Below are 18755 nucleotides of genomic sequence, written 5' to 3'. Positions count from 1 at the left end.
CAGGGTCGAGCCAGGGTCATCCCCTATTCGCACGGCGCCCGCCGACCGTCACCATGGAGGCATGACCGATCACCGGACCGGCACCCCACCGCCTACGCGGGCCAGGGGCGCGGGCGATACCGAGCCACCCGTGCGCGGGTTCCGCCGCGACAAGCGGCACAAGGTGCTGGGCGGCATCTGCGCGGGCCTGGCCCGGCGCTGCGATCTCGACCCGGTGATCTTCCGCATCGTGCTGGTCGTGCTCTCGGCCACGGCCGGCGTCGGGCTCATCTTCTACGGGCTGGTGTGGCTCCTCGTGCCGTACGAGGAAGAGGAGGAGAGCGACGGACGCAGGCTGCTGACCGGCCGGGTGGACGGCCCCGCGCTCACGGCGGTGCTGTGCGCGCTGGTCGGCTGCGGGCTCTTCGTGTCGATGCTCAACAACGGGGACCTCCTCTTCTTCGCGGGAGTCCTCGCTCTGCTGACGGTGGGCGCGGGGCACTGGTCGCGGCAGCGCGGCGCGGGGGTCCAGGACCCGGCGGCGGCCCAGGCCGTCGCGGACGCCCCTCCCGAGACCCGCGCGCCTCCGGTGGCGGACACACCGTCGTGGTGGCGTGGCCCGTACGCCCAGGGGGACATCTGGGTCGGCGAGGCCCCCTCTCCCCCCGTCTACCTGTGGGGCCCGGGCGGTCTGCTGTCCTTCGAGGCGCGGTACGCCGGGCTCGCGCACGGGAGGAAGAGGCCCCGGATCGATCCGGACGCCGGGAGCGGGGAGCCCGACACCGGTTTCCTGCCTCCCGACTGGCGCGAGCAGCTCGCCAGGTCCTCGGACGGCTCGCACGAGGGCGCGAGCCCGGCCACCGAGGGCGAGGAGCGGCGCCGTCCGCGCCGGATCGGCGGCCTCGTCTTTCTTCTGGCCCTGGTGGCGGGCGCCCTCGGGGCGGGCGTGGGCTGGGCGGACCGGCCGCTGGGCACGAGCCTCGTGGTGGGGTTCTCCCTCGCTCTCGCGGTGTTCGGCCTGGGGATCGCGGTGAGTGCCTTCCTCGGCCGGCTCAGCGCCGGCTCGATCCTGCTGGCGCTCGTGACGACCGGGCTGCTCATCGGTGCCTCCGCTCTCCCGAAGGACATCAGCGGCGACTGGGTACGCGGCGACTGGCGGCCCACGACCGTGGCGCAGGTGCGGCCGGTGTACAGCATCGGTTCCGGCTCGGGCCGGCTCGATCTGCGCGGGCTGGCGTTCGGCGAGGACACGGTCGTGCGTACCCGGGCCGAGGCCGGCGCGGGGCGGCTGGAGGTCCTGGTCCCGCCGGGCACCCGCGTGAAGCTGGACGTGGACGTCGGCCTCGGCGACATCCAGCTTCCCGGGGAGCGGGCGGACCGGCTGGAGGTGACTCCCGGACAGGAACGCGACGTGACGCTGCCGCCTCGCGCGGGGGCGGCGAGGACGGGCACCCTGGTACTGCGGATGCACGTCGGCGTCGGACAGGCGGTGGTGAACCGTGCGCCATGAACTCCAGCCGGGGCGGCTGTTCCTCGGCCTCACCTTCGTCGTGATCGCCCTCGTCTACGCGGGGGACGCGGGCGGGGCCTGGGAGAGCCCGTGGTGGCTGGGCGCCCCCGTCCTCGCGGTGGGCCTGTTCCTCGCCGTCGGCGCGGTGTCCGTCGCCTACGCGGTGCGCGGCAGGAGGCCACGCCGGGCGGACGACCGGGCAGACGCACGGGGCCGGTCCTCGGAGGAGGGCGACCGGTCCGGCAGGGGTGCCGGTGACGGCACGGCGCACGAGCGAATAGGCGAGGGCTGACGCCCGTCCCTCCGGGCGGGGACGCGGGCTCAGCGGCCCCAGGTGCCGAGGCCGGTTCCGCCCCGCGCCCGTACGCCGCCCGCACGCCACGCGTCGATCGAGAGGTACGGCGCCCCCGCCAGGACCAGGGGAAGCCAGGCCATCAGGTAGACGAGGTCGTTGCCGTAGTAGTACGGGCTCGCGTTCCAGCTGACGGTGAGCCAGAGGCTCAGGGAGATGAGCGCCCCGCCGACGGCGGCCACCCGCGCGTACACCCCGAAGAGGGCCCCGAGCCCGACGAGGAGTTCACCGATGGCGATGGCGTACCCGAAACCGGCCGGGCTCTTCAGTGCGAGGTCCACGAGGGCGGGGACACCGGCGTTGTCCCGGGCGCCGCGCATGAGGTCGCCGAGGGAGCCGGCCCCGGAGGAGGAGAGGAAGGCGCTGTCGGTCAGCTTGTCGAGTCCGGCGTAGACGAAGGTCACACCGAGGAAGATCCGGAGAGGAAGGAGGGCGTAACGGCCGAGGGAGTCGCGGCGTCGGCCATCGCCGCCGTAACCGCCGCCGGGGTAGGAGTCCAGGGATCTGCGGTTCATCGGAGGGCCGCCGCCTTTCAGGAGAGCCGGTTGAGCCGTCAACAGTCCGGCCCCCTTGACCCTACGTATCCGCGTACGAAGGCTCGCACCCGGGACGAGCACGGAGGCTCCCGCCCGGGCCGAGTCGAACATGGCGCCCACCCCTGCGGTGGCGCCCGGACGGCCCGGCTGCGCGCAGCAGACCACCTGCACCGCGTCGTCGGCGTGGTCCGCGCCGGCCGGCACTGCTCGGCGCGGGACCCCGCTGCGGTCAAGGACCGGATCGCCGCGGCCCGGGCGGTCGGCTGGCCGGGCCGTACCGCCGGGGTGCGAAACCGTCCCCGGCCGGAGCCCTGACGATGTGGAGGAGAGAACAGTGACGGACATCGACGTGGTCACCCAGACGGTGCTGCTGGAGCGCCAGGGACGCGACCGCGGCTGGTGGGACCAGATGCGGTCCTGCTACTGGCCCGACTCGACGGTGACGCTCAGCTGGTACCGGGGCGACGGCCCCGGGTTCGTGGACGCTTCCGAGGCCATGTCCGGACGCGGAGACGCGAGCGTGCACCGCTTGTCGCCGCCCGCCGTCCGGATCGTGGGGGACCGCGCCTTCGTGGAGCTGCCCGCGTGCGTCGAGGTGCGGACCGAGGTCGACGGGGTCACCGCCGACCTCGTCTCCTGCACCCGCGTCGTCCACCGCCTGGAGCGCAGGGCCGGCCAGTGGCGCATCCTCACCCTGGACTGCGTCTACGAGCGCGACACCCTGACCCCCGCCGTCCCCGGCACGCACCTCTCCGTCCCCCCGGAGCAGCTCACCGCGTACCGCGCGCCGTACGCGCTCCTCGCCTGGCACCTGGCCCGGCGCGGCTACGAGGTGTCGGACGGCCTGCTCGGCGACGACCAGCCCGACCGCACGGCGGCCTTCTACACGGAGACGCTGGACTGGCTCCGGGGCTGAGGGAGCCGGGCCCAGAGTGCTGAGGAGGCCCACCGTCCCCTCAGCTCAGCCGGTCTCCTGGGCCGGTCTCCGCAACTCGTCTCCCCGACCCGCCTCCTGGGCCGGTCTCCGCAACCCGCCTCCCCGACCCATCTCTTCAACCCGTCTCCGCAACCCGTCTCCTCAGCCGGTCCTCTCAGTCGGCGACGTCCATCCCGCAGCGGTTGCTCTCGACGCCGGCGGCCGTGACGACCTGGACGTCGACCCGGCCCGCTTCGACCTCGGCCGGGATGGGCACGGTGAGCACCGTGTCCGAGGGGTTGGAGAAGCCGCCGGGGACGGGCACGAGCGGCACGTGGACCTGCACGGAGCCGATGCGTACGGCCATGCGGGCCAGGCCCTGCGGGGTCTCGGCGCCGGGCGGCAGGAAGCCGGCGCCGCGGATCTCGATGTCGTCGCCCGTGCGGATGGGCGCGTCCAGGTCGCCGGCCTCGCGGGCCCGGACGACGGAGTGGATGACGGGCCGCCCGCCGTCGGTGGCCTTCCCGGCGAGGTACGTGGCGGCGGAGACGAGGGCGAGGACGGCGAGGCCCCAGGGCAGGTCGGGCAGTTGCTCGGGCCGCCGGGCGAGCCGCACGGCGCAGAAGACGACGGCGACGCCGTGCAGGAGGACGTACTGCGCGTCGGTGAAGCTGCCGCGGCCCGAGTCGTCGGTGAGCAGGTCGGCGGGGCGCGGCCGGTCGGCGCGCACCTTCTGCAGGTGGCGGCCGCGCACCCGCACTCCGACGACGTGGTGGACGAGGACGGCGACGGCGCAGGTGACGGCCAGGACGGTGACGAGGCCGGCGGCACGGCCGAGTTCGAGGCCGTCGATCAGTTCCTGGCGCCGCCGGTGTCCGGAGGCGCCGACGAGTTCCCCGGCGAGGACGAGGACCGCGTAGACGCACAGCAGGAGCCAGGCGGCGGCGACGGCCCGGGAGGTGGACAGCCGCTGGTCCTCGCCGATGACCGGGGCGAGCAGTCCGCCGCGTGTGCGGTGCAGGTGGGCGGCGGCCGTCAGGAGGCCCGCGAGGAGGACGGCGGCGACCAGTCCGGCGGTCCGGGCCGTGGTCCACCCGGCGCCGAGGGCGGTGAGTGCCTCGACCACCAGCAGGAGGGCGACGCCTCCCCACAGGACGTACAGGGTGCGGGGCCGCAGGCGGTGCAGCCAGGCGGCGCCCTCGGCGCGGCTGCGTTCGGCGACGAGCCGCGCGGACTGCGTCAGCTCGTCGGAGACCCACTGCCGGGAGGCTCCGGCCGAGTGGGCGACGGCGGCGGGCAGTCCGTGCCCCGAGGCGAGTTGCTCACGCCGGTCGAGGAAGGCGGCCACCGCCCGCCGGTGGCCCTCGCGCGCCCCGTGCGGGCAGTCCCCGCAGGTGCAGCCCCTCTCGTGGAGCTCCTGTCCCGTGTCCTCCCGCACCGCCACGACCGGATGCCGTCCTTCCGCGCGTCCCCCGTGGCGCACCCACGGTCTCCTTGTACGAACTTCGTTGTGATGCAAGCGAATTGTGCCTCACTCGGGGCCCGGGCGCGGCAACGGGACGGCGGAGAACAGGGAGAAGGGGGTCTCGCCGTACGGAGGTTGACGCGCGCGGCGCGGCTGACCGGCCCGGGAGTACGCGAGACACGCGAGCTCCCGGCCGAAAGCTGACAGAAGATGTCGGGTTTCCCGGGGAGACTGCGGCCATGAGCAACGAGCAGGAGCAGGTGCAGCAGGAGCAGGAACAGCGGCAGCCGACGAACCGGATGAGCGCGGTGACGGGGGTTGCCTGGGCCGGGTTCGCGGCGGCGCGGCCGGAACTGGCGCGGACGGTGGCGGAGCGGTTCGGGCAGTTCACGCACCACACGCTCGCGACCCTGCGCCGGGACGGGTCGCCCAGGACCAGCGGGATCGAGGTCACCTTCGGGCGCGGGGAGCTGTGGCTCGGCATGATGCCCGGCTCGTTCAAGGGACGCGATCTGCTGCGCGACCCCCGGTTCGCGCTCCAGGCCAACAACGGCCCCGGGCAGGAGATGGGCGGCGGTGACGTACGGATCTCCGGCCGCGCGGTGCGGGTCGAGGACCCGGCGGCGCGGAGCGGCTTCGTCGAGGACGTAGAGCCGCCCGAGCCCTTCGAGCTGTACCGGGCGGAGCTGACGGAGGTGGTCCGCACGTGGGTGGAGGACCCGGAGATCGTGCTCGACGTGTGGACCCCGGACCGGCCGCTGCGGGAGTTCAGACGCCGCTGACCGCCACCCCTCGCCCGCCAGCCCTCGCCCGCCGGCCCTCGGTCGCCGGCCCTCGCGCGCCGCGCGCCCGCCGGTCACCGGTCACCGGTCGCCGCCCCTCGGTCGCCGACCCTCCACCCTCGACCGCCGCCCCTCGCGCCCCGCCCGCTGATCGCCGACCGCCGCCCCCTCGCCCCCCGACCGCCCATCGACGCCCCCGAGTCGCCACCCGCCGCCCGCCGCCCATCACCCACCGCCCGCAGCCCGCAGCCCGCAGCCCCGCAGAACGACGTACGCCGGTGCCGTCGCCACCCCTCGCGGAGCGGTACGGCACCGGCGTACGTCGGTGTCGCCGCAGGTCAGCGGGCCGGTCGGGCCCGGGTGGCCTCGGCGGTCACTCCCACTCGATGGTCCCCGGCGGCTTGCTGGTGACGTCGAGGACGACGCGGTTGACGTCCTTGACCTCGTTGGTGATGCGGGTGGAGATCCGCTCCAGCGTCTCGTAGGGCAGCCGCGACCAGTCGGCGGTCATGGCGTCCTCGGAGGAGACGGGGCGCAGCACGATCGGGTGACCGTAGGTGCGTCCGTCGCCCTGCACGCCGACGCTGCGGACGTCGGCGAGCAGCACGACCGGGCACTGCCAGATCTCGCGGTCCAGGCCGGCCGCCGACAGCTCCTCGCGGGCGATGGCGTCGGCCTCGCGCAGCAGGTCGAGGCGCTCGCGGGTGACCTCGCCGACGATGCGGATGCCGAGACCGGGGCCGGGGAACGGCTGGCGCTGGACGATCTCGTCGGGCAGGCCCAGTTCCTGGCCGACGGCGCGCACCTCGTCCTTGAACAGCTTGCGCAGCGGCTCGATCAGCTGGAACTCGATGTCGTCGGGCAGTCCGCCGACGTTGTGGTGCGACTTGATGTTGGCGGTGCCGGTGCCGCCGCCGGACTCCACGACGTCCGGGTAGAGGGTGCCCTGCACGAGGAAGGCGACCTCCTCGCCGTCGGCGGCGCCCTCGGCGACGATCTCGGCCTGCGCCTGCTCGAAGACCCGGATGAACTCGCGGCCGATGATCTTCCGCTTCTGCTCGGGGTCGCTGACCCCGGCGAGCGCGTCGAGGAAGCGGTCGGCGGCGTCGACGACCTTGAGCTGGACGCCGGTCGCGGCGACGAAGTCCTTCTCGACCTGCTCGGTCTCGCCCTTGCGCATGAGGCCGTGGTCCACGTACACGCAGGTCAGCTGGGAGCCGATGGCCTGCTGCACGAGGGCGGCGGCCACGGCGGAGTCGACCCCGCCGGACAGTCCGCAGATGGCGCGCTTGGTGCCGACCTGGGCGCGGATCAGCTCGATCTGCTCCTCCACGACGTTGGTCGTGGTCCAGTTCGGCTCGATGCCGGCGCCCCGGTACAGGAAGTGTTCGAGGACCTGCTGGCCGTGCGTGGAGTGCAGCACCTCGGGGTGGTACTGGACGCCGTACAGCTTCTTCTCGTCGTTCTCGAAGGCGGCGACCGGGACGACGGAGGTCGAGGCGGTCACGTCGAAGCCCTCGGGGGCGGCGGAGCAGGCGTCGCCGTGCGACATCCACACCTGCTGCTCGTCGGGGGTGCCCTCGAAGAGCGTCGAGGCGGACTTGGTCACGGTCAGGCCGGTGCGGCCGTACTCGCGGGCGCCGGAGTTGTCGACGGTGCCGCCGAGCGCCTGGGCCATGGCCTGGAAGCCGTAGCACATGCCGAAGACCGGGACCCCGGCCTCCAGCAGGGCGGGGTCGAGCGCGGGCGCGTTCTGGGCGTAGACCGAGGAGGGGCCGCCGGAGAGGATGATCGCGGCGGGGTTCTTCGCGAGCATCTCGTCGGCCGGCATGTCGCTGGGGACGATCTCGCTGAAGACCCGCGCCTCACGGACACGGCGGGCGATGAGCTGGGCGTACTGCGCGCCGAAGTCGACGACCAGGACGGTGTCGGGGGCGGCGTCGGACGCGGGGGACACTGCTGGCACTGCGGCGGCCTTCCGGCGGTGGGAGCGGGGCGTGGTGCGAGGTGCGTGCGTGCTGCGGACACCGCTGTGCCGGATGCCGCTGTGCCGGGGGCGCGACGAGGCCCCTCACCCCGAGCCTGAGCACACACCTCGAACCGGTTTCCACGGAGCCTCGTACCCGATTCTAACGGCGTACGGGTGTCACCCGTTCCGCCGCACATCGGGCCGCCCGGGCACCCCGCGCCCCCGGGGCGGGTAGGTGGGGGCATACTGGCTGCCGTGACCAAGCACCTCGGCTTTCTCTTTATCTATGGCAACCGGCCCGCCGGCTGCCATGGACGCGCTGCTTGATCACACCGAGCGCAGCGACTTCCCAGGCGCCCCGGGCCGACAAGGCCCGGGGCGCCTGCCGTTTTTCCGGACCTCGTCGCCCCGGGGCCCTTCGACCGACCCCGCTCCGACCCCGACCGACCGAGTACGCACCGAGTACGCACCCGTTGCGAGACAGCCGTACGACACGAAGGAGCCCCGAGATGACCACCACCACCGAGCAGGACGAGACCGCGCGGGCCGCCGCCGCAGCCCGGCACGCCCGCAGGACGTCCACCGCCCCGACCGGCTCCATCCCCGAGCACGGCGAGCTGATCGCCGAGGCCCGCGAGCGGATCGACGCGATCGACGACCGCATCATCGGGCTGATCCAGGAGCGTTCCGCCGTGTCCGCCGTAGTCCAGCGGGCCCGGGTCGAGGCCGGGGGCCGGCGCGTGAACCTGTCCCGCGAGATGGAGGTGCTCACCCACTACCGGGACGCGCTCGGCAGGCCGGGCACCTCGCTCGCGATGACCCTGCTGGAGCTGAGCCGGGGCCGCGTCTGACCGGAGCGGGTCCGGTGGTCCCGGCCGGGCCGGTGTCCGGTGGTCCCGGCCAGGGCGGCGCCCGTACCCGAGTTCGGGCCCCTCCCCCGTCCTCCCGGCCCGTGACCGTCCCGGCCGGATGTCGTTGGTCCCGTTGTCCGCGCCGGCCAGGGGCGGACCGGACACACCACGCGTGGCTCCGCTGGAGCGATGAGACGTGCGGAGCCGTCCGTACGTCGTGGGACCTCGCTTCAGTGCGGTGACCGGACGGCAGGGGACAGCGGCCCGGTCACTCAGGGAAGCGGCCGGTTCCGGGGACGCCCGGGACCGGCCGCGCACGGCTCGCCGACGGTGGCGATGCGGCACAACCCCTGCCCCACGGCCCGTGTCCCACGGTCTCTGTCCCCCGGTCCACTCCGCCCCTCGCGGGGCGGCCCAGAACCTTCACCCGGTTTCCCAGCCGGCGGCGCTACCCCGGCGCCGCCCACCGCGGCACCGGCACCGCCCTGACGCGGGTGCCGCGGGACGAGAGCCCCGGGGCGGCGACCGCCGCTCCGGGGCTCTCGTGCGCACCGGGCGCCCCGTCCGCCCCGGGGGAACCACCGACCCCACCGAGTGGCGCACGTCACATAAAGATTGCGTGAGAACACCGCAACCGTGCAGAGCCTTCACAGGTCTCCCATGTGTCAGAGCGGCGAAAGCCGCGGGCGCACGCGCAGCGCAGCGACCCGGCCCGCCCCTGACCCACCGTCCGCTGTCTCGCAGTCCGCACCCTTCGTGCTCATGCTCCACCTACCTTCCGAGGTTCTGATGAAGCTTCGCCGTGCCCTTGTCACCGCCGCCGCGACCGCGGCCATAGCCCCGGTGGCGCTGCTGTCGGCTCCCTCCGCGTTCGCGGTGGCGGGGGAGTCCCCCACTCCCGCCCCGACCGTCACCGAGACCGTCAGCACCTCGCCCACCGCCACCGCAGGCGAGGGCTCCGCCTCCGCTTCGGCCCCGCAGAGCTCCTCCCCGACCCCGCCCGCGACGGGCACGGCGGCCCCCGGTGAGGGCGGCACCACCGCTCCCTCGGCGCCGCCCTCCGGGAAGCCGACCGGCGGCACGGCGTCCCCCGTGCCGTCCGGCACGACCTCCGCCTCGCCGTCCGCCGAGCCGTCCGAGCCCTCGGACAAGGTGTGCGAGGACTCGAAGGTCGACGTGGTCTTCAGCGGCCTGCCCGGCAAGATCGCCAAGGGCAGCGGCTGGCACCAGTTCGACGTGACCTTCAGCAACAACTCGAAGTCCACCCTGACCGACCTCGGCTTCTTCGCGGGCGTCGCGGCGGACGAGGAGGGCGAGAAGCTCTTCTCCACGAAGCAGGTCGCGCTCCAGGCGAAGAACCCGGAGACGGGCGCCTGGGAGGCCGTCGAGCTGGAGGGCCAGTCGGTCGACTACCTCGGCTTCGCCGACTCGCTGAAGGCGGACTACGAGATCACCATCCCGCTGCGCCTGAACGTGACCGCCTCCGCCCCGGCCGGCGCGGGCTTCTCGCTCGGCGCCGGTGTGTACGCGGACGCCGACGGCGACTGCGAGGGTGTCGGCGACAGCGCGTACAAGTTCCAGATCGTCGAGCCCGGCACCGACACGAGCGGTACGAAGCCGCAGGAGGGCGGCAGCATCCCGCTGCCCGCCGACAAGCCCTCGGCCGGTTCGGTCCCCGAGGTCACCGGCAGCCTCGCCGAGACCGGTGCCGGTTCGGCGCTGCCGAAGATCGGCCTGTTCGGCGGGATCGCCGTCGTCGCCGGTGCCGGCGTGGTCTTCGCGGTGCGCCGCCGGACCTCCGGTGGCGGCGCCGCCGCGTAACACCGCACGCGGGGCGGCCCGGTCGGCCGCCCTCGTGGCACAGATGTGGAGGGCCTGCACTCGGAGGGGGGTGCAGGCCCTTCCCGCTGTCCGCTGCGGATCTCGACGCGTACGGTCCGCTCAGTCCTCGCGCACCTTCGGCATCCCGAGGAACGGCAGGCGCAGCGCGCCGAAGGCCGTGTCCGGGACGGCGGGCGAGGTGGGGGCCACGGGCGTGAGCCGCTCGTACGCCTCGCCCTGCGCCGGACGCGGGTCCCGCTCCCCCTTGTTGGGCCACAGCGACATCGCGCGTTCGGCCTGCGCGGTGATGGTCAGCGAGGGGTTCACGCCGAGGTTCGCGGAGACGGCGGACCCGTCGACGACCGAGATGCCGGGGTGCCCGTACAGCCGGTGGTAGGGGTCGACCACGCCCTCCTCGGGGCTCGCGCCGATCGGGCAGCCGCCGAGGAAGTGGGCGGTGAGCGGGGTGCCCATCAGCTCGCCCAGGTTGCTGCCCGCGAAGCCGTTGATGTCCTTCGCGATGAGGCTCGCCGCCTCGGTCGCGGCCCGGATCTGGGACGGGTTGGGGGCGCCGTGTCCCTGCCGCGCGGTGAGCAGCCCCTTTCCCGGCCCCCGCGTACGGCGGTACGTCGTCAGCGAGTTGTCGAGGGACTGCATGACGAGGCCGATGATGGTCCGCTCCGACCAGCGCCGGTTGGACAGGGAGCGCGCGGTGAGCACCGGGTGGCGCAGGCTGTTGGCGAACCAGCCGAGGGCGCGCGGCATCCTCTCGGCGTAGGGCACCTGGAGGATGGTGAGCCCGCCCATCGCGTTGGACTTCCTGCCGTAGCGCACCGGCTCGATGTGGGTGTGCTCGTCGGGGTGGACGGACGAGGTGATCGCGACGCCCCTCGTGAAGTCGGGGGACTCCCCGTGCCGGGCGCGGTAGCGGCGTTCGGTGGTCTGCGAGCCCACCAGCGCCTCGGAGTTGGTGCGGGTGAGGCTGCCGAGCCGGGCGGAGACGCGGGGCAGCAGCCCGCCGTCGCGCATGCGGTGCAGCAGGGTCTGGGTGCCGTAGGTCCCGGCGGCGAGGACGACGTGGCGGGCGGTCAGGACGCGGCCCCGGCCCCGGCGGCGGTCGTCGGTGGGCAGGGTGCCGACCGCGTAGCCGCCGCGGGAGTCCTCGGTGACGGTGACGACGCTGGTCAGCGGGTGGATGACGGCCCCGCCGCGTTCCGCGAGGTACAGGTAGTTCTCGTTCAGGGTGTTCTTGGCGCCGTGCCGGCAGCCCGTCATGCACTCGCCGCACTCGGTGCAGGCGCGGCGCGCGGGCCCGGCCCCGCCGAAGTACGGGTCGGGGCTCTCGGCGCCGGGCGCGGCCCGTACGGTGCCGTCCGCGTCCTGGCCGTCGCCGAAGAAGACGCCCACGGGGGCGAGGTGGAAGGTGTCGCCGACGCCCATGGCCTCGGCGGCGTTCTTCAGGTGCACGTCGGAGGGCGTGACCGTCGGGTTGAGCCGCACGCCGAGCATCCGCCGGGCCTGCTCGTAGTACGGCTTCAGCTCCTCGGACCAGTCGGTGATGTCCTTCCACTGCGGGTCCTCGAAGAACGGACGGGGCGGTACGTAGAGGGTGTTGGCGTAGTTGAGGGAGCCGCCGCCGACCCCGGCGCCCGCGAGCACCATGACCTTGCCGAGCAGGTGGATGCGCTGGATTCCGTACAGCCCGAGCGCGGGCGCCCACAGATAACTCCTGACGTCCCAGGAGTTGCGCGGCAGGCTCGCCCGGGTGAAGCGGCGTCCGGCTTCGAGTACGCCGACGCGGTAGCCCTTCTCGGTGAGCCGCAGGGCGCTCACCGCGCCGCCGAAGCCGGAACCGACGACGATCACGTCGTAGTCGTAGGCGTGGTCCGGGTCCCGGTCCGGGTCCCGGTCCCGGTCCTGGTCGCTCTCCCGGTCACTGTCCCGGTCCCGGCCGCCGTCCAGGGCGGGGTCCCGGTCCTCGTCGTGGCCGTCGGACGGGTTTTCGGCACGGCTGTCCCCTGGCATGGGCCCTCCTCGTCGAACGCCGCTGCTGTTTCGGTGGATTGGGGTGGTGTGCTCAGCGCAGGCGGAACGCCTTCATGAGCTTGAGCCCGCGGGTCATGAGCGCCGCGTACTGCTCGTCGTCCAGCCCGAAGGACGGGGCCATCGGCACGAGTCGCTGCTCGGCGACGGTCTGGGCCTCGGTGAACTTGTAGAGGCCCTCGGAGCCGTGCCGGCGGCCGATGCCGGACTCCTTCATCCCGCCCATGGGCGACTGGACGCTGCCGTAGGCGGGCGCGTAGCCCTCGTTGAGGTTGACGGTGCCGGTGCGCAGCCGGCCGGCGATCCGCCGGCCGCGGCGCGCGTCCCTGGTCCACACGCTCGAATTCAGGCCGTACGGGGTGGCGTTGACGCGGTCGACGACCTCGTCCTCGTCCCGGAAGCGGTAGAGCGAGACGACCGGGCCGAAGGTCTCCTCGGTGCACACGGCCATCGGCGCCTCGACGCCGCTCAGGACGGTCGGCTCGAAGAAGTAGGGGCCGACGTCGGGCCGGGCCACCCCGCCCGCGAGGAGCGTGGCGCCCTTCTCGACGGCCTCCTCGACGTGCCGGGTCACCGTCTCCAGCTGCCGCTGCCCGGCGAGGGAGCCCATGTCGGCGCCGTAGGTGAGGGAGGTGCCCAGCCGCATCGCCTGCACGCGGGCGACGAAACGGTCGGTGAAGGCGTCGGCGACCGACTCGTGGACGTACAGGCGCTCGATGGAGATGCAGAGTTGGCCGGCGGAGGAGAAGCAGGCGCGGATCGCCCCGGCGGCGGCCTTCTCGATGTCGGCGTCCTCCAGGACGAGCATCGCGTTCTTGCCGCCGAGTTCGAGCGAGGAGCCCACGAGCCGGGCCGCCGCGCGCTGGGCGACCTCGCGGCCGGTGCGGGTCGAGCCGGTGAACGAGATGTAGTCGCCGTGCTCGACGACCTCGGGCCCCACCACCGGGCCCTCGCCGATCACGACCTGGAAGACCTCGGCCGGCAGGCCCGCCTCGATCAGCAGGTCACGGCCCCACAGGGCGCTCAGCGCGGTCTCCGTGTCGGGCTTCATGACGACGGCGTTGCCCGCGACGAAGGCCGGGAGGGCGTCGCCCACGGACAGTTCGAAGGGGTAGTTCCACGGGGCGATCTGCCCGACCACCCCGCGCGGCTGCCGCTGCTCGGTCACCTTGGTGAGCACCGGGAGGGCCCCGGTGTGCCGCTTGGGCCGCAGGTAGGCGGGCGCCCGGCGGCCGTAGTGCCGGGCCGCGATGACGACGGCCTGGACCTCCTCGTGGGCGTGCAGCCGGGTCTTGCCGGTCTCCAGCTGGACGAGGTCGAGGATCTCGGCCTGCCGCTGGAGCACCAGGTCGTGGAAGCGCAGCAGGACGGCGGCGCGCTGCCGTACCGGGGTCGCCGCCCACACGGGCTGCGCGGCGCGGGCCCGGTCGAAGGCGGTGCGGACGTCCTCGGGCGTGGCCTCGGGGAGGTCGGCGAGCCTCTCCCCGGTGAACGGGGAGTGGTTCGCCGTACGGCCCGAGCCGACGACTCCCCGGGTGAGCTGCGCCACCACCTCGGGGGTCACCACGTCGGCCGCCGTGCGGGCGCCCTCCGGGGCGGGGGCCTTCGGGTTGGTGCGGGCGGCGGCGGCCGGTGCGTGCGAGTCCGTCATGAGCGTGAGCGTACGACTTCGGGACGAGTTTTGGGTACCCGCCGGTAACACCTTTCCCGGCCCCGCCCTCGCTGCCAGCGATCACTGGCAGCAAAGGGCCTGATCAGGGCGGGAGGGGGTGGGGAGCGGCGCGCGGAACTCGTGCCGCGCGCCGCTCCCGCCGCTCACCAGTCCTTGATCCGGAAGTTGCGCGCGACGTCCTCGAAGAGCCGGTCGCCGTCCTCGCGGGCGGCGCCCTTGGCGGGCAGTTCGAGGGCGACGCTCCAGTAGACCTTGGCGTCCTTGGGGTCGTTGACGACGCGTTCGTGCAGGAGCTTCCTGATCTGGTTGTTGCCGCTGGGCGGCCCGTCGTACTCCACGAGGTTGTCGAAGACCTCCTTCGCCCCCGCGTAGGCGGCCCCGGTCTGGGTGACCCTGGGCTCGTTGAGCCCGGCGCCGGTGGGGGTGTCGGTCTCGTAGAAGGTCTTCCACTCCTCCCGCGTGCGCCGCTGCGGCTTCTCGGTGTCCTCGGCGAGGTCCACGCGGGCGAGGCTGATCGTGAAGACGCCGCTCGGGTCGTAGTACTGGACGCTCTGCCCGTCGCTCCCGGCGACCCTGCGGTAGTCCTCGGGCACGGCGAGGTCGGCGTGCAGCACCTCGCTCTCGGGCCGCACCTGCCAGCCCGCCGGCATCGGGTCCTCCTGCGCGAACGGGTTGACGAGCAGCAGGACGAGGGCCACCGCGAGGACCAGCACGCCGCCGCCAAGACCCCACTGCGCGGGCCGGTTGCGGTGCAGGACGGGCGGCACCCAGCGGTTGCCGCCCCCGGCGGCGGAGGGCTCGTGCAGCGGCCGTGTCGGCGCGAGCGGTACGGCGGTGACGGCGGCCAGTTGCTGCCGTACCTCGGCGGCGGAGGGCCGCGCGGCCGGGTCCTTGCGCAGCAGCTGCATGACGAGGGTCGCGAGCGGGCCCTGGGCGCGGGCGGGCGGCTGCGGTTCGGCGGACAGCACGGCCTGGAGCGTCGCGGGCGTGTGCGAGCGGCGGTACGGCGACATGCCCTCGACCGCCGCGTACAGCACGACGCCGAGCGACCACAGGTCCGAGGCCGGTCCGGGGCGCTGCCCGAGGACCCGTTCGGGCGCGATGTACTCCGGGGAGCCGATGAACGCGCCGGTCTCGGTGAGCTGCGCCTCGCCCTCGATCTGCGCGATGCCGAAGTCGGTGAGGACGACGCGGCCCTCCGGGGAGAGCAGGACGTTGTCGGGTTTCACGTCGCGGTGCAGGACGCCCCGCTGGTGCGCGGCCTCCAGCGCCCCGGCCACGTCGAGACCGATCCTGGCCGCCTCACGCGGGTCGAGGGTGCCCTCCCCGAGCCGGTCGCCGAGCGACTGCCCCCGGACGAGTTCCATCACGACCCACGGCCGGCCCTCCTCCTCGACCACGTCGTGCACCGTCACGACGGACGGGTGGTCGATACGGGCGGCGGCGCGCGCCTCGCGCTGCATGCGCAGGTAGGCGGTCTGCCGTTCGGCCTCGCTCAGGTGCTCGGGCAGCCGGGGTTCCTTGACCGCGACCTCGCGGTCCACGATCTCGTCGTGGGCGCGCCACACCGTGCCCATCCCGCCGTGCCCGAGCCGCGACAGCAGCCGGTAGCGGCCACCGACCCGGCGCTGCGGCTCCCCCGGCACGGCGGCGGGCGCGGCGGCCGGGCCCGGTACGTACGGCGCGGAGTGCTCCTCGGCGGGCCGGGGCGGCCGGAGCTGGTAACTGGTGGGCTCGGTCGGCCCCTCGTACGGTCCCCCGTGGTTCGTCATGAGCACATCCTGACGAACCAGACGCCCCGCGTGCCACCGCCGGGCCCGAGCGGATGCAGCACCGTGACATAGCGCGGCGCGGCGAGCGCCGCCCCGCGCCGCGCGGCGGCGGGCTCAGCCGGCCTTGTACGAGGCGAGGGCCTGGTCGTAGTAGCGGGTCACGTCGTCGCGGTCGGCGTCCAGTCCGCGTACCTGCACGACGTGGTACTTGCCGCCGACGACCATCACCATGTTGCGCGCGAACACGTCGCCGTCGCCGCCCTGCCAGGTGAACTGCCCCTCGGCCATCTTCCGGCCGCCCTCGTCGATCTCCCGCATGCCGTTGGAGGTCGACCAGGTCGAGTCGCGGAAGGGCTGCGTCTCGGGCTCCGTCTCCCGCTGGTAGCGCAGCAGGTCGGTGCCGAACTTCCCGGTGCTGTCCCGGCCGGGCACCACGATCAGCTCGAAGTCGCCGCTGGTGTACCGCACTTGACCGGCCGCGTTGCGGGCGTGCCGGGTCCAGCCCTTCGGTACGGCGATCTCGAAGCCGGTCGGGTCCTTCTGGAGCGTGTACCCGGCGGGCGCCTTCGCGCTCTTGCCGCCCTGCTCCTTCTCGCCCTTGTCACCCTTGTCACGGCCCTTGTCCTCGGGGGCCTTCGAGTCCGCGGGCGCGCTGCCGGAACCGGCCGGGGCGGACCCGGTGGGCTGCGCCGGGGGCTCGTCCTTCCCGGGCCCGCCGACCGAACCGGGCGCGTGGCTCATCTCGGCGCCGGCCCGGCTCGCGTCGTCCGCCTTCGGCATGAAGGCCATCGCGTAGACGACCGTGCCGCTCAGCAGCAGGAAGACCGCGAGGAGCAGGACCTTCCCGAGCGAGCGGGGGGCGCGGTCACGGGACGCGCTCGGCGTCCGCCGCTGCCTGGGCTCCTTCGGCGGTCCCGGTTGTCCCGCCTCGCGCGGCGGTCGTGGCTCCCGCGTCTCGCGTTCCGGTCCGGGGGCGGGGCCACGGGCGCGGCGGTGGCGCGCGTTGGCGGCGGCCTCGGCCTTCGCGCGGCGCTTGCGGCGGCGGACGAGTTCGCCCTTGCGCCGCACGATGGGCAGGCTCCCGCTGTCGTACGCGGGGGCGGGCACGACGTAGGTGCCGGCCTCCGGTTCGGGCGCCGAGCGGATCAGGGAGCGCAGCCAGCCGCGCAGCTCCTCGAAGTCGGGCCGCTCGGTGGGGTCCTGGCGCAGCAGCGACTCGACGACGGGCCGCAGCGGACCGCACTCCTCGGCGAAGGCGGGCGGCTCGGAGCACACCATCTGCACGAGCTCCGCCGTGCTGTCCTCGGGGTAGGGCGCGAAGCCCTGCACCGCGCGGAACAGCAGGACGCCGAGCGCCCACAGGTCGGTCGCGGGGCCCACGGGCGCGGCGAGCTGCCAGTTGCCGCGCACCGGCCCGGCCTGTTCGGGCGCCCAGCGTTCGGTGACCGCGCCGACGACGACCATGCGCGCCTGCCGGGCCCGTTCGGCGGCGACCGCCGTCGCGGGGCCCTTGTGGACGGGCGCGGGCTCCTGCCCGGCGGCGGCGCCGTTCCACATCGGCCCGGGCGCCACGCCCTGCGGCCCGTGGCCCTGCGGCGGTACGGGACCGGGGACCGCGCCCGGCGGCAGGCCGGGACCGACGGCCGGGCCCCGCTCGTAGTGCGGGGGCAGCGGCAGGGGCGGTACGGCCTGCGGCGGGACGGGCGCCACCCCGGGCGCCCCGGTCCACGCGGCGGGCACCGGCAGCGCCTCCGGGGCCTGCCCGAACGCGGCCGGGCTCTCCGTACCCGTCCCGGGGGCCTGCGTGCCGGGGTCCTGAGCGGGCATCCTGCGCGGCGCCGCGCCGTGCCAACTGCTCTCCCCGGCGGCCCCGTCGTCCTGCCTGTCCTGCCTGTTCTGTCTGTCCTGCTGCACGCCGTACGGATCGCTTATCCGGCCGGGGACCTCGGGCTCGGGGGCGGCGGGGGCCTGTGGGGCCCCGGCATCCTGAGCGCCCTGAGCGTCCTGAGCGCCCTCGACGGCTCCTCGCTCCTCCTGGGCCGGGCCCGGCGCCGTACGGGCCGCACCGGCCCCCTGCCCGGCCTGGGCGCGGGCGGCGGCGCGGGCCCCCGCCCGGTAGGCGGCGATCGCCCCGGCGCGGGCCGCGCGCGCGTCGTACTCGCTCCCGACGGGCGGCAGCGCGGGGGCCGAGGCGCTCGCGGCGGGCCCCACCGCGGGCGGCGCGCCGTGCGGCGCCGGGGCCACGGGCCGCCCGGGGGCCGCGTCCGGAGAGCGGCCGGGCGCGGCGTACCGCGGGGGCGGCGGCGAGGCGAGGGCCCACGCCGGAAGCTCCCCGCCGACCGGCCCGCCCGGGCCGTCGCCGTATCCGTAGCCGCCGCCGTATCCGTTGCCGGGGCTGCCTGGAACTCCCGTACCGGAGCCGGTGATCGCGCCCCGGGGCGCCGGTCCTTCCGCGCCCGCGCCCTGTTCCACGGCGGAGCGCTCGGGCACCGGGTCGTAGCCGCTCAGGGCCTCCTCGGCGGCGCCCGCCGCGAGGCCGGTCAGGACGACGCGGCCGTCCTCGCACACGAGGACGGTGCGCGCGGTGATGTTGCGGTGCACCCAGCCGTGCGCGTGCAGGGCGCGCAGTGCGGTGAGGACGTCGGCGGCGACCTCGGCGGCGCGGTACGGGTTGAGCGGGCGATCGGCGAGGAGCGTGGCGAGCGAGCGGGCGTGGAAGCGTTCGCTGACGATCCACAGCGAGCCGCCCTCGACGAACACGTCGAAGACCTGGTCGAGCCTGGGGTGGTCGGGGACCTGAGCGGCGGCCTGCGCGGCCTCCAGGGCGCGCCGCACCACCGGGTCGGCGGGCCTGCGGGTGGCCCGGCCGGCGGGGCGGCGGGCGGCGGGCCCGCCGGGGCGGTCGGTGTCGAGGAACTCGGCCTCGACGGTCTCGGGCAGCGGTATCTGCCGGACCAGGACCTCCTGGCCGCTGTAGGTGTCGAAGGCGGCCGACTCGCTGAACTCCGCGTATCCGTCCGGGTGCTCGGGGTCGGACAGCGGTAAACGGTAGCGGTCGGCGAGCACCCGTCCCGCGTAGTCGTCCAC

General features: G+C 74.5%; 13 protein-coding genes. 6 read left to right on the top strand and 7 right to left on the bottom strand.

Going from position 1 to position 18755, the window contains the following annotated elements; genetic code table 11:
* The first annotated feature begins 61 nt into the window (after window positions 1-61).
* Both AB0J21_RS19040 and AB0J21_RS19035 read left to right on the top strand, forming a co-directional pair.
* A complete protein-coding gene (locus AB0J21_RS19040) occupies window positions 62-1489 on the top strand; it encodes a PspC domain-containing protein (RefSeq protein WP_363147136.1) in 1428 nt (475 codons plus the stop codon).
* Window positions 1479-1781, top strand: coding sequence for a hypothetical protein (locus tag AB0J21_RS19035; RefSeq protein WP_363147135.1), 303 nt, complete (start codon window positions 1479-1481; stop codon window positions 1779-1781). Before AB0J21_RS19040 ends, AB0J21_RS19035 begins: the two co-directional genes overlap by 11 nt.
* 29 nt (window positions 1782-1810) lie before the next feature.
* On the opposite strand, the gene AB0J21_RS19030 is transcribed toward AB0J21_RS19035, so the two are convergent.
* Window positions 1811-2356 (bottom strand): DoxX family protein, encoded by a 546-nt coding sequence (locus AB0J21_RS19030; protein WP_363147134.1) that lies wholly within the window; start codon window positions 2354-2356, stop codon window positions 1811-1813.
* 355 nt (window positions 2357-2711) lie between these two features.
* Between AB0J21_RS19030 and AB0J21_RS19025 the strand changes: the two genes are divergently transcribed.
* Window positions 2712-3293, top strand: coding sequence for a nuclear transport factor 2 family protein (locus AB0J21_RS19025; protein WP_363147133.1), 582 nt, complete (start codon window positions 2712-2714; stop codon window positions 3291-3293).
* Between the two features lie 175 nt (window positions 3294-3468).
* On the opposite strand, the gene AB0J21_RS19020 is transcribed toward AB0J21_RS19025, so the two are convergent.
* Window positions 3469-4737 (bottom strand): hypothetical protein, encoded by a 1269-nt coding sequence (locus AB0J21_RS19020; RefSeq protein ID WP_363147239.1) that lies wholly within the window; start codon window positions 4735-4737, stop codon window positions 3469-3471.
* Window positions 4738-5057: 320 nt separating this feature from the next.
* On the opposite strand from AB0J21_RS19020, the gene AB0J21_RS19015 reads away from it, so the two are divergent.
* Complete coding sequence (locus AB0J21_RS19015; RefSeq protein WP_363147238.1) at window positions 5058-5540, top strand: pyridoxamine 5'-phosphate oxidase family protein; 483 nt, start codon at window positions 5058-5060, stop codon at window positions 5538-5540.
* A gap of 373 nt (window positions 5541-5913) precedes the next feature.
* On the opposite strand, the gene guaA is transcribed toward AB0J21_RS19015, so the two are convergent.
* A complete protein-coding gene (gene guaA, locus AB0J21_RS19010) occupies window positions 5914-7506 on the bottom strand; it encodes a glutamine-hydrolyzing GMP synthase (protein WP_363147132.1) in 1593 nt (530 codons plus the stop codon).
* A gap of 512 nt (window positions 7507-8018) precedes the next feature.
* Here guaA and AB0J21_RS19005 point away from each other — a divergent pair.
* A complete protein-coding gene (locus AB0J21_RS19005) occupies window positions 8019-8360 on the top strand; it encodes a chorismate mutase (protein ID WP_363147131.1) in 342 nt (113 codons plus the stop codon).
* A 789-nt stretch (window positions 8361-9149) separates the two neighbouring features.
* Window positions 9150-10181, top strand: coding sequence for a hypothetical protein (locus tag AB0J21_RS19000; RefSeq protein ID WP_363147130.1), 1032 nt, complete (start codon window positions 9150-9152; stop codon window positions 10179-10181).
* A gap of 120 nt (window positions 10182-10301) precedes the next feature.
* On the opposite strand, the gene AB0J21_RS18995 is transcribed toward AB0J21_RS19000, so the two are convergent.
* From AB0J21_RS18995 to AB0J21_RS18980, 4 genes are all read right to left on the bottom strand, one after another.
* Window positions 10302-12206, bottom strand: coding sequence for a GMC family oxidoreductase (locus tag AB0J21_RS18995; RefSeq protein ID WP_363147129.1), 1905 nt, complete (start codon window positions 12204-12206; stop codon window positions 10302-10304).
* 52 nt (window positions 12207-12258) lie between these two features.
* The gene (locus tag AB0J21_RS18990; protein WP_363147128.1) at window positions 12259-13875 is read right to left on the bottom strand and encodes a succinic semialdehyde dehydrogenase; all 1617 of its coding nucleotides are present in this window, start codon (window positions 13873-13875) and stop codon (window positions 12259-12261) included.
* A 164-nt stretch (window positions 13876-14039) separates the two neighbouring features.
* Window positions 14040-15668: a serine/threonine-protein kinase gene (locus AB0J21_RS18985; RefSeq protein ID WP_363147127.1), complete on the bottom strand. Its 1629-nt coding sequence runs from the start codon at window positions 15666-15668 to the stop codon at window positions 14040-14042.
* Window positions 15669-15782: 114 nt separating this feature from the next.
* Window positions 15783-18755: a protein kinase gene (locus tag AB0J21_RS18980; protein WP_363147126.1), complete on the bottom strand. Its 2973-nt coding sequence runs from the start codon at window positions 18753-18755 to the stop codon at window positions 15783-15785.

The sequence above is a fragment of the Streptomyces sp. NPDC049954 genome (assembly GCF_040656295.1).
In the GTDB taxonomy this organism is placed as follows: domain Bacteria; phylum Actinomycetota; class Actinomycetes; order Streptomycetales; family Streptomycetaceae; genus Streptomyces.
This window is presented reverse-complemented; position numbering and strand designations above follow the sequence as displayed.

What these genes read in the sequence shown, in the direction of transcription:
- AB0J21_RS18990 (WP_363147128.1), bottom strand. Translation starts at nt 13,875, where the DNA reads ATGACGGACTCGCACGCACCGGCCGCCGCCGCCCGCACCAACCCGAAG.
- AB0J21_RS19030 (WP_363147134.1), bottom strand. Translation starts at nt 2,356, where the DNA reads ATGAACCGCAGATCCCTGGACTCCTACCCCGGCGGCGGTTACGGCGGC.
- AB0J21_RS18985 (WP_363147127.1), bottom strand. Translation starts at nt 15,668, where the DNA reads ATGACGAACCACGGGGGACCGTACGAGGGGCCGACCGAGCCCACCAGT.
- AB0J21_RS19000 (WP_363147130.1), top strand. Translation starts at nt 9,150, where the DNA reads ATGAAGCTTCGCCGTGCCCTTGTCACCGCCGCCGCGACCGCGGCCATA.
- AB0J21_RS18995 (WP_363147129.1), bottom strand. Translation starts at nt 12,206, where the DNA reads ATGCCAGGGGACAGCCGTGCCGAAAACCCGTCCGACGGCCACGACGAG.
- AB0J21_RS19005 (WP_363147131.1), top strand. Translation starts at nt 8,019, where the DNA reads ATGACCACCACCACCGAGCAGGACGAGACCGCGCGGGCCGCCGCCGCA.
- AB0J21_RS19015 (WP_363147238.1), top strand. Translation starts at nt 5,058, where the DNA reads ATGAGCGCGGTGACGGGGGTTGCCTGGGCCGGGTTCGCGGCGGCGCGG.
- AB0J21_RS19040 (WP_363147136.1), top strand. Translation starts at nt 62, where the DNA reads ATGACCGATCACCGGACCGGCACCCCACCGCCTACGCGGGCCAGGGGC.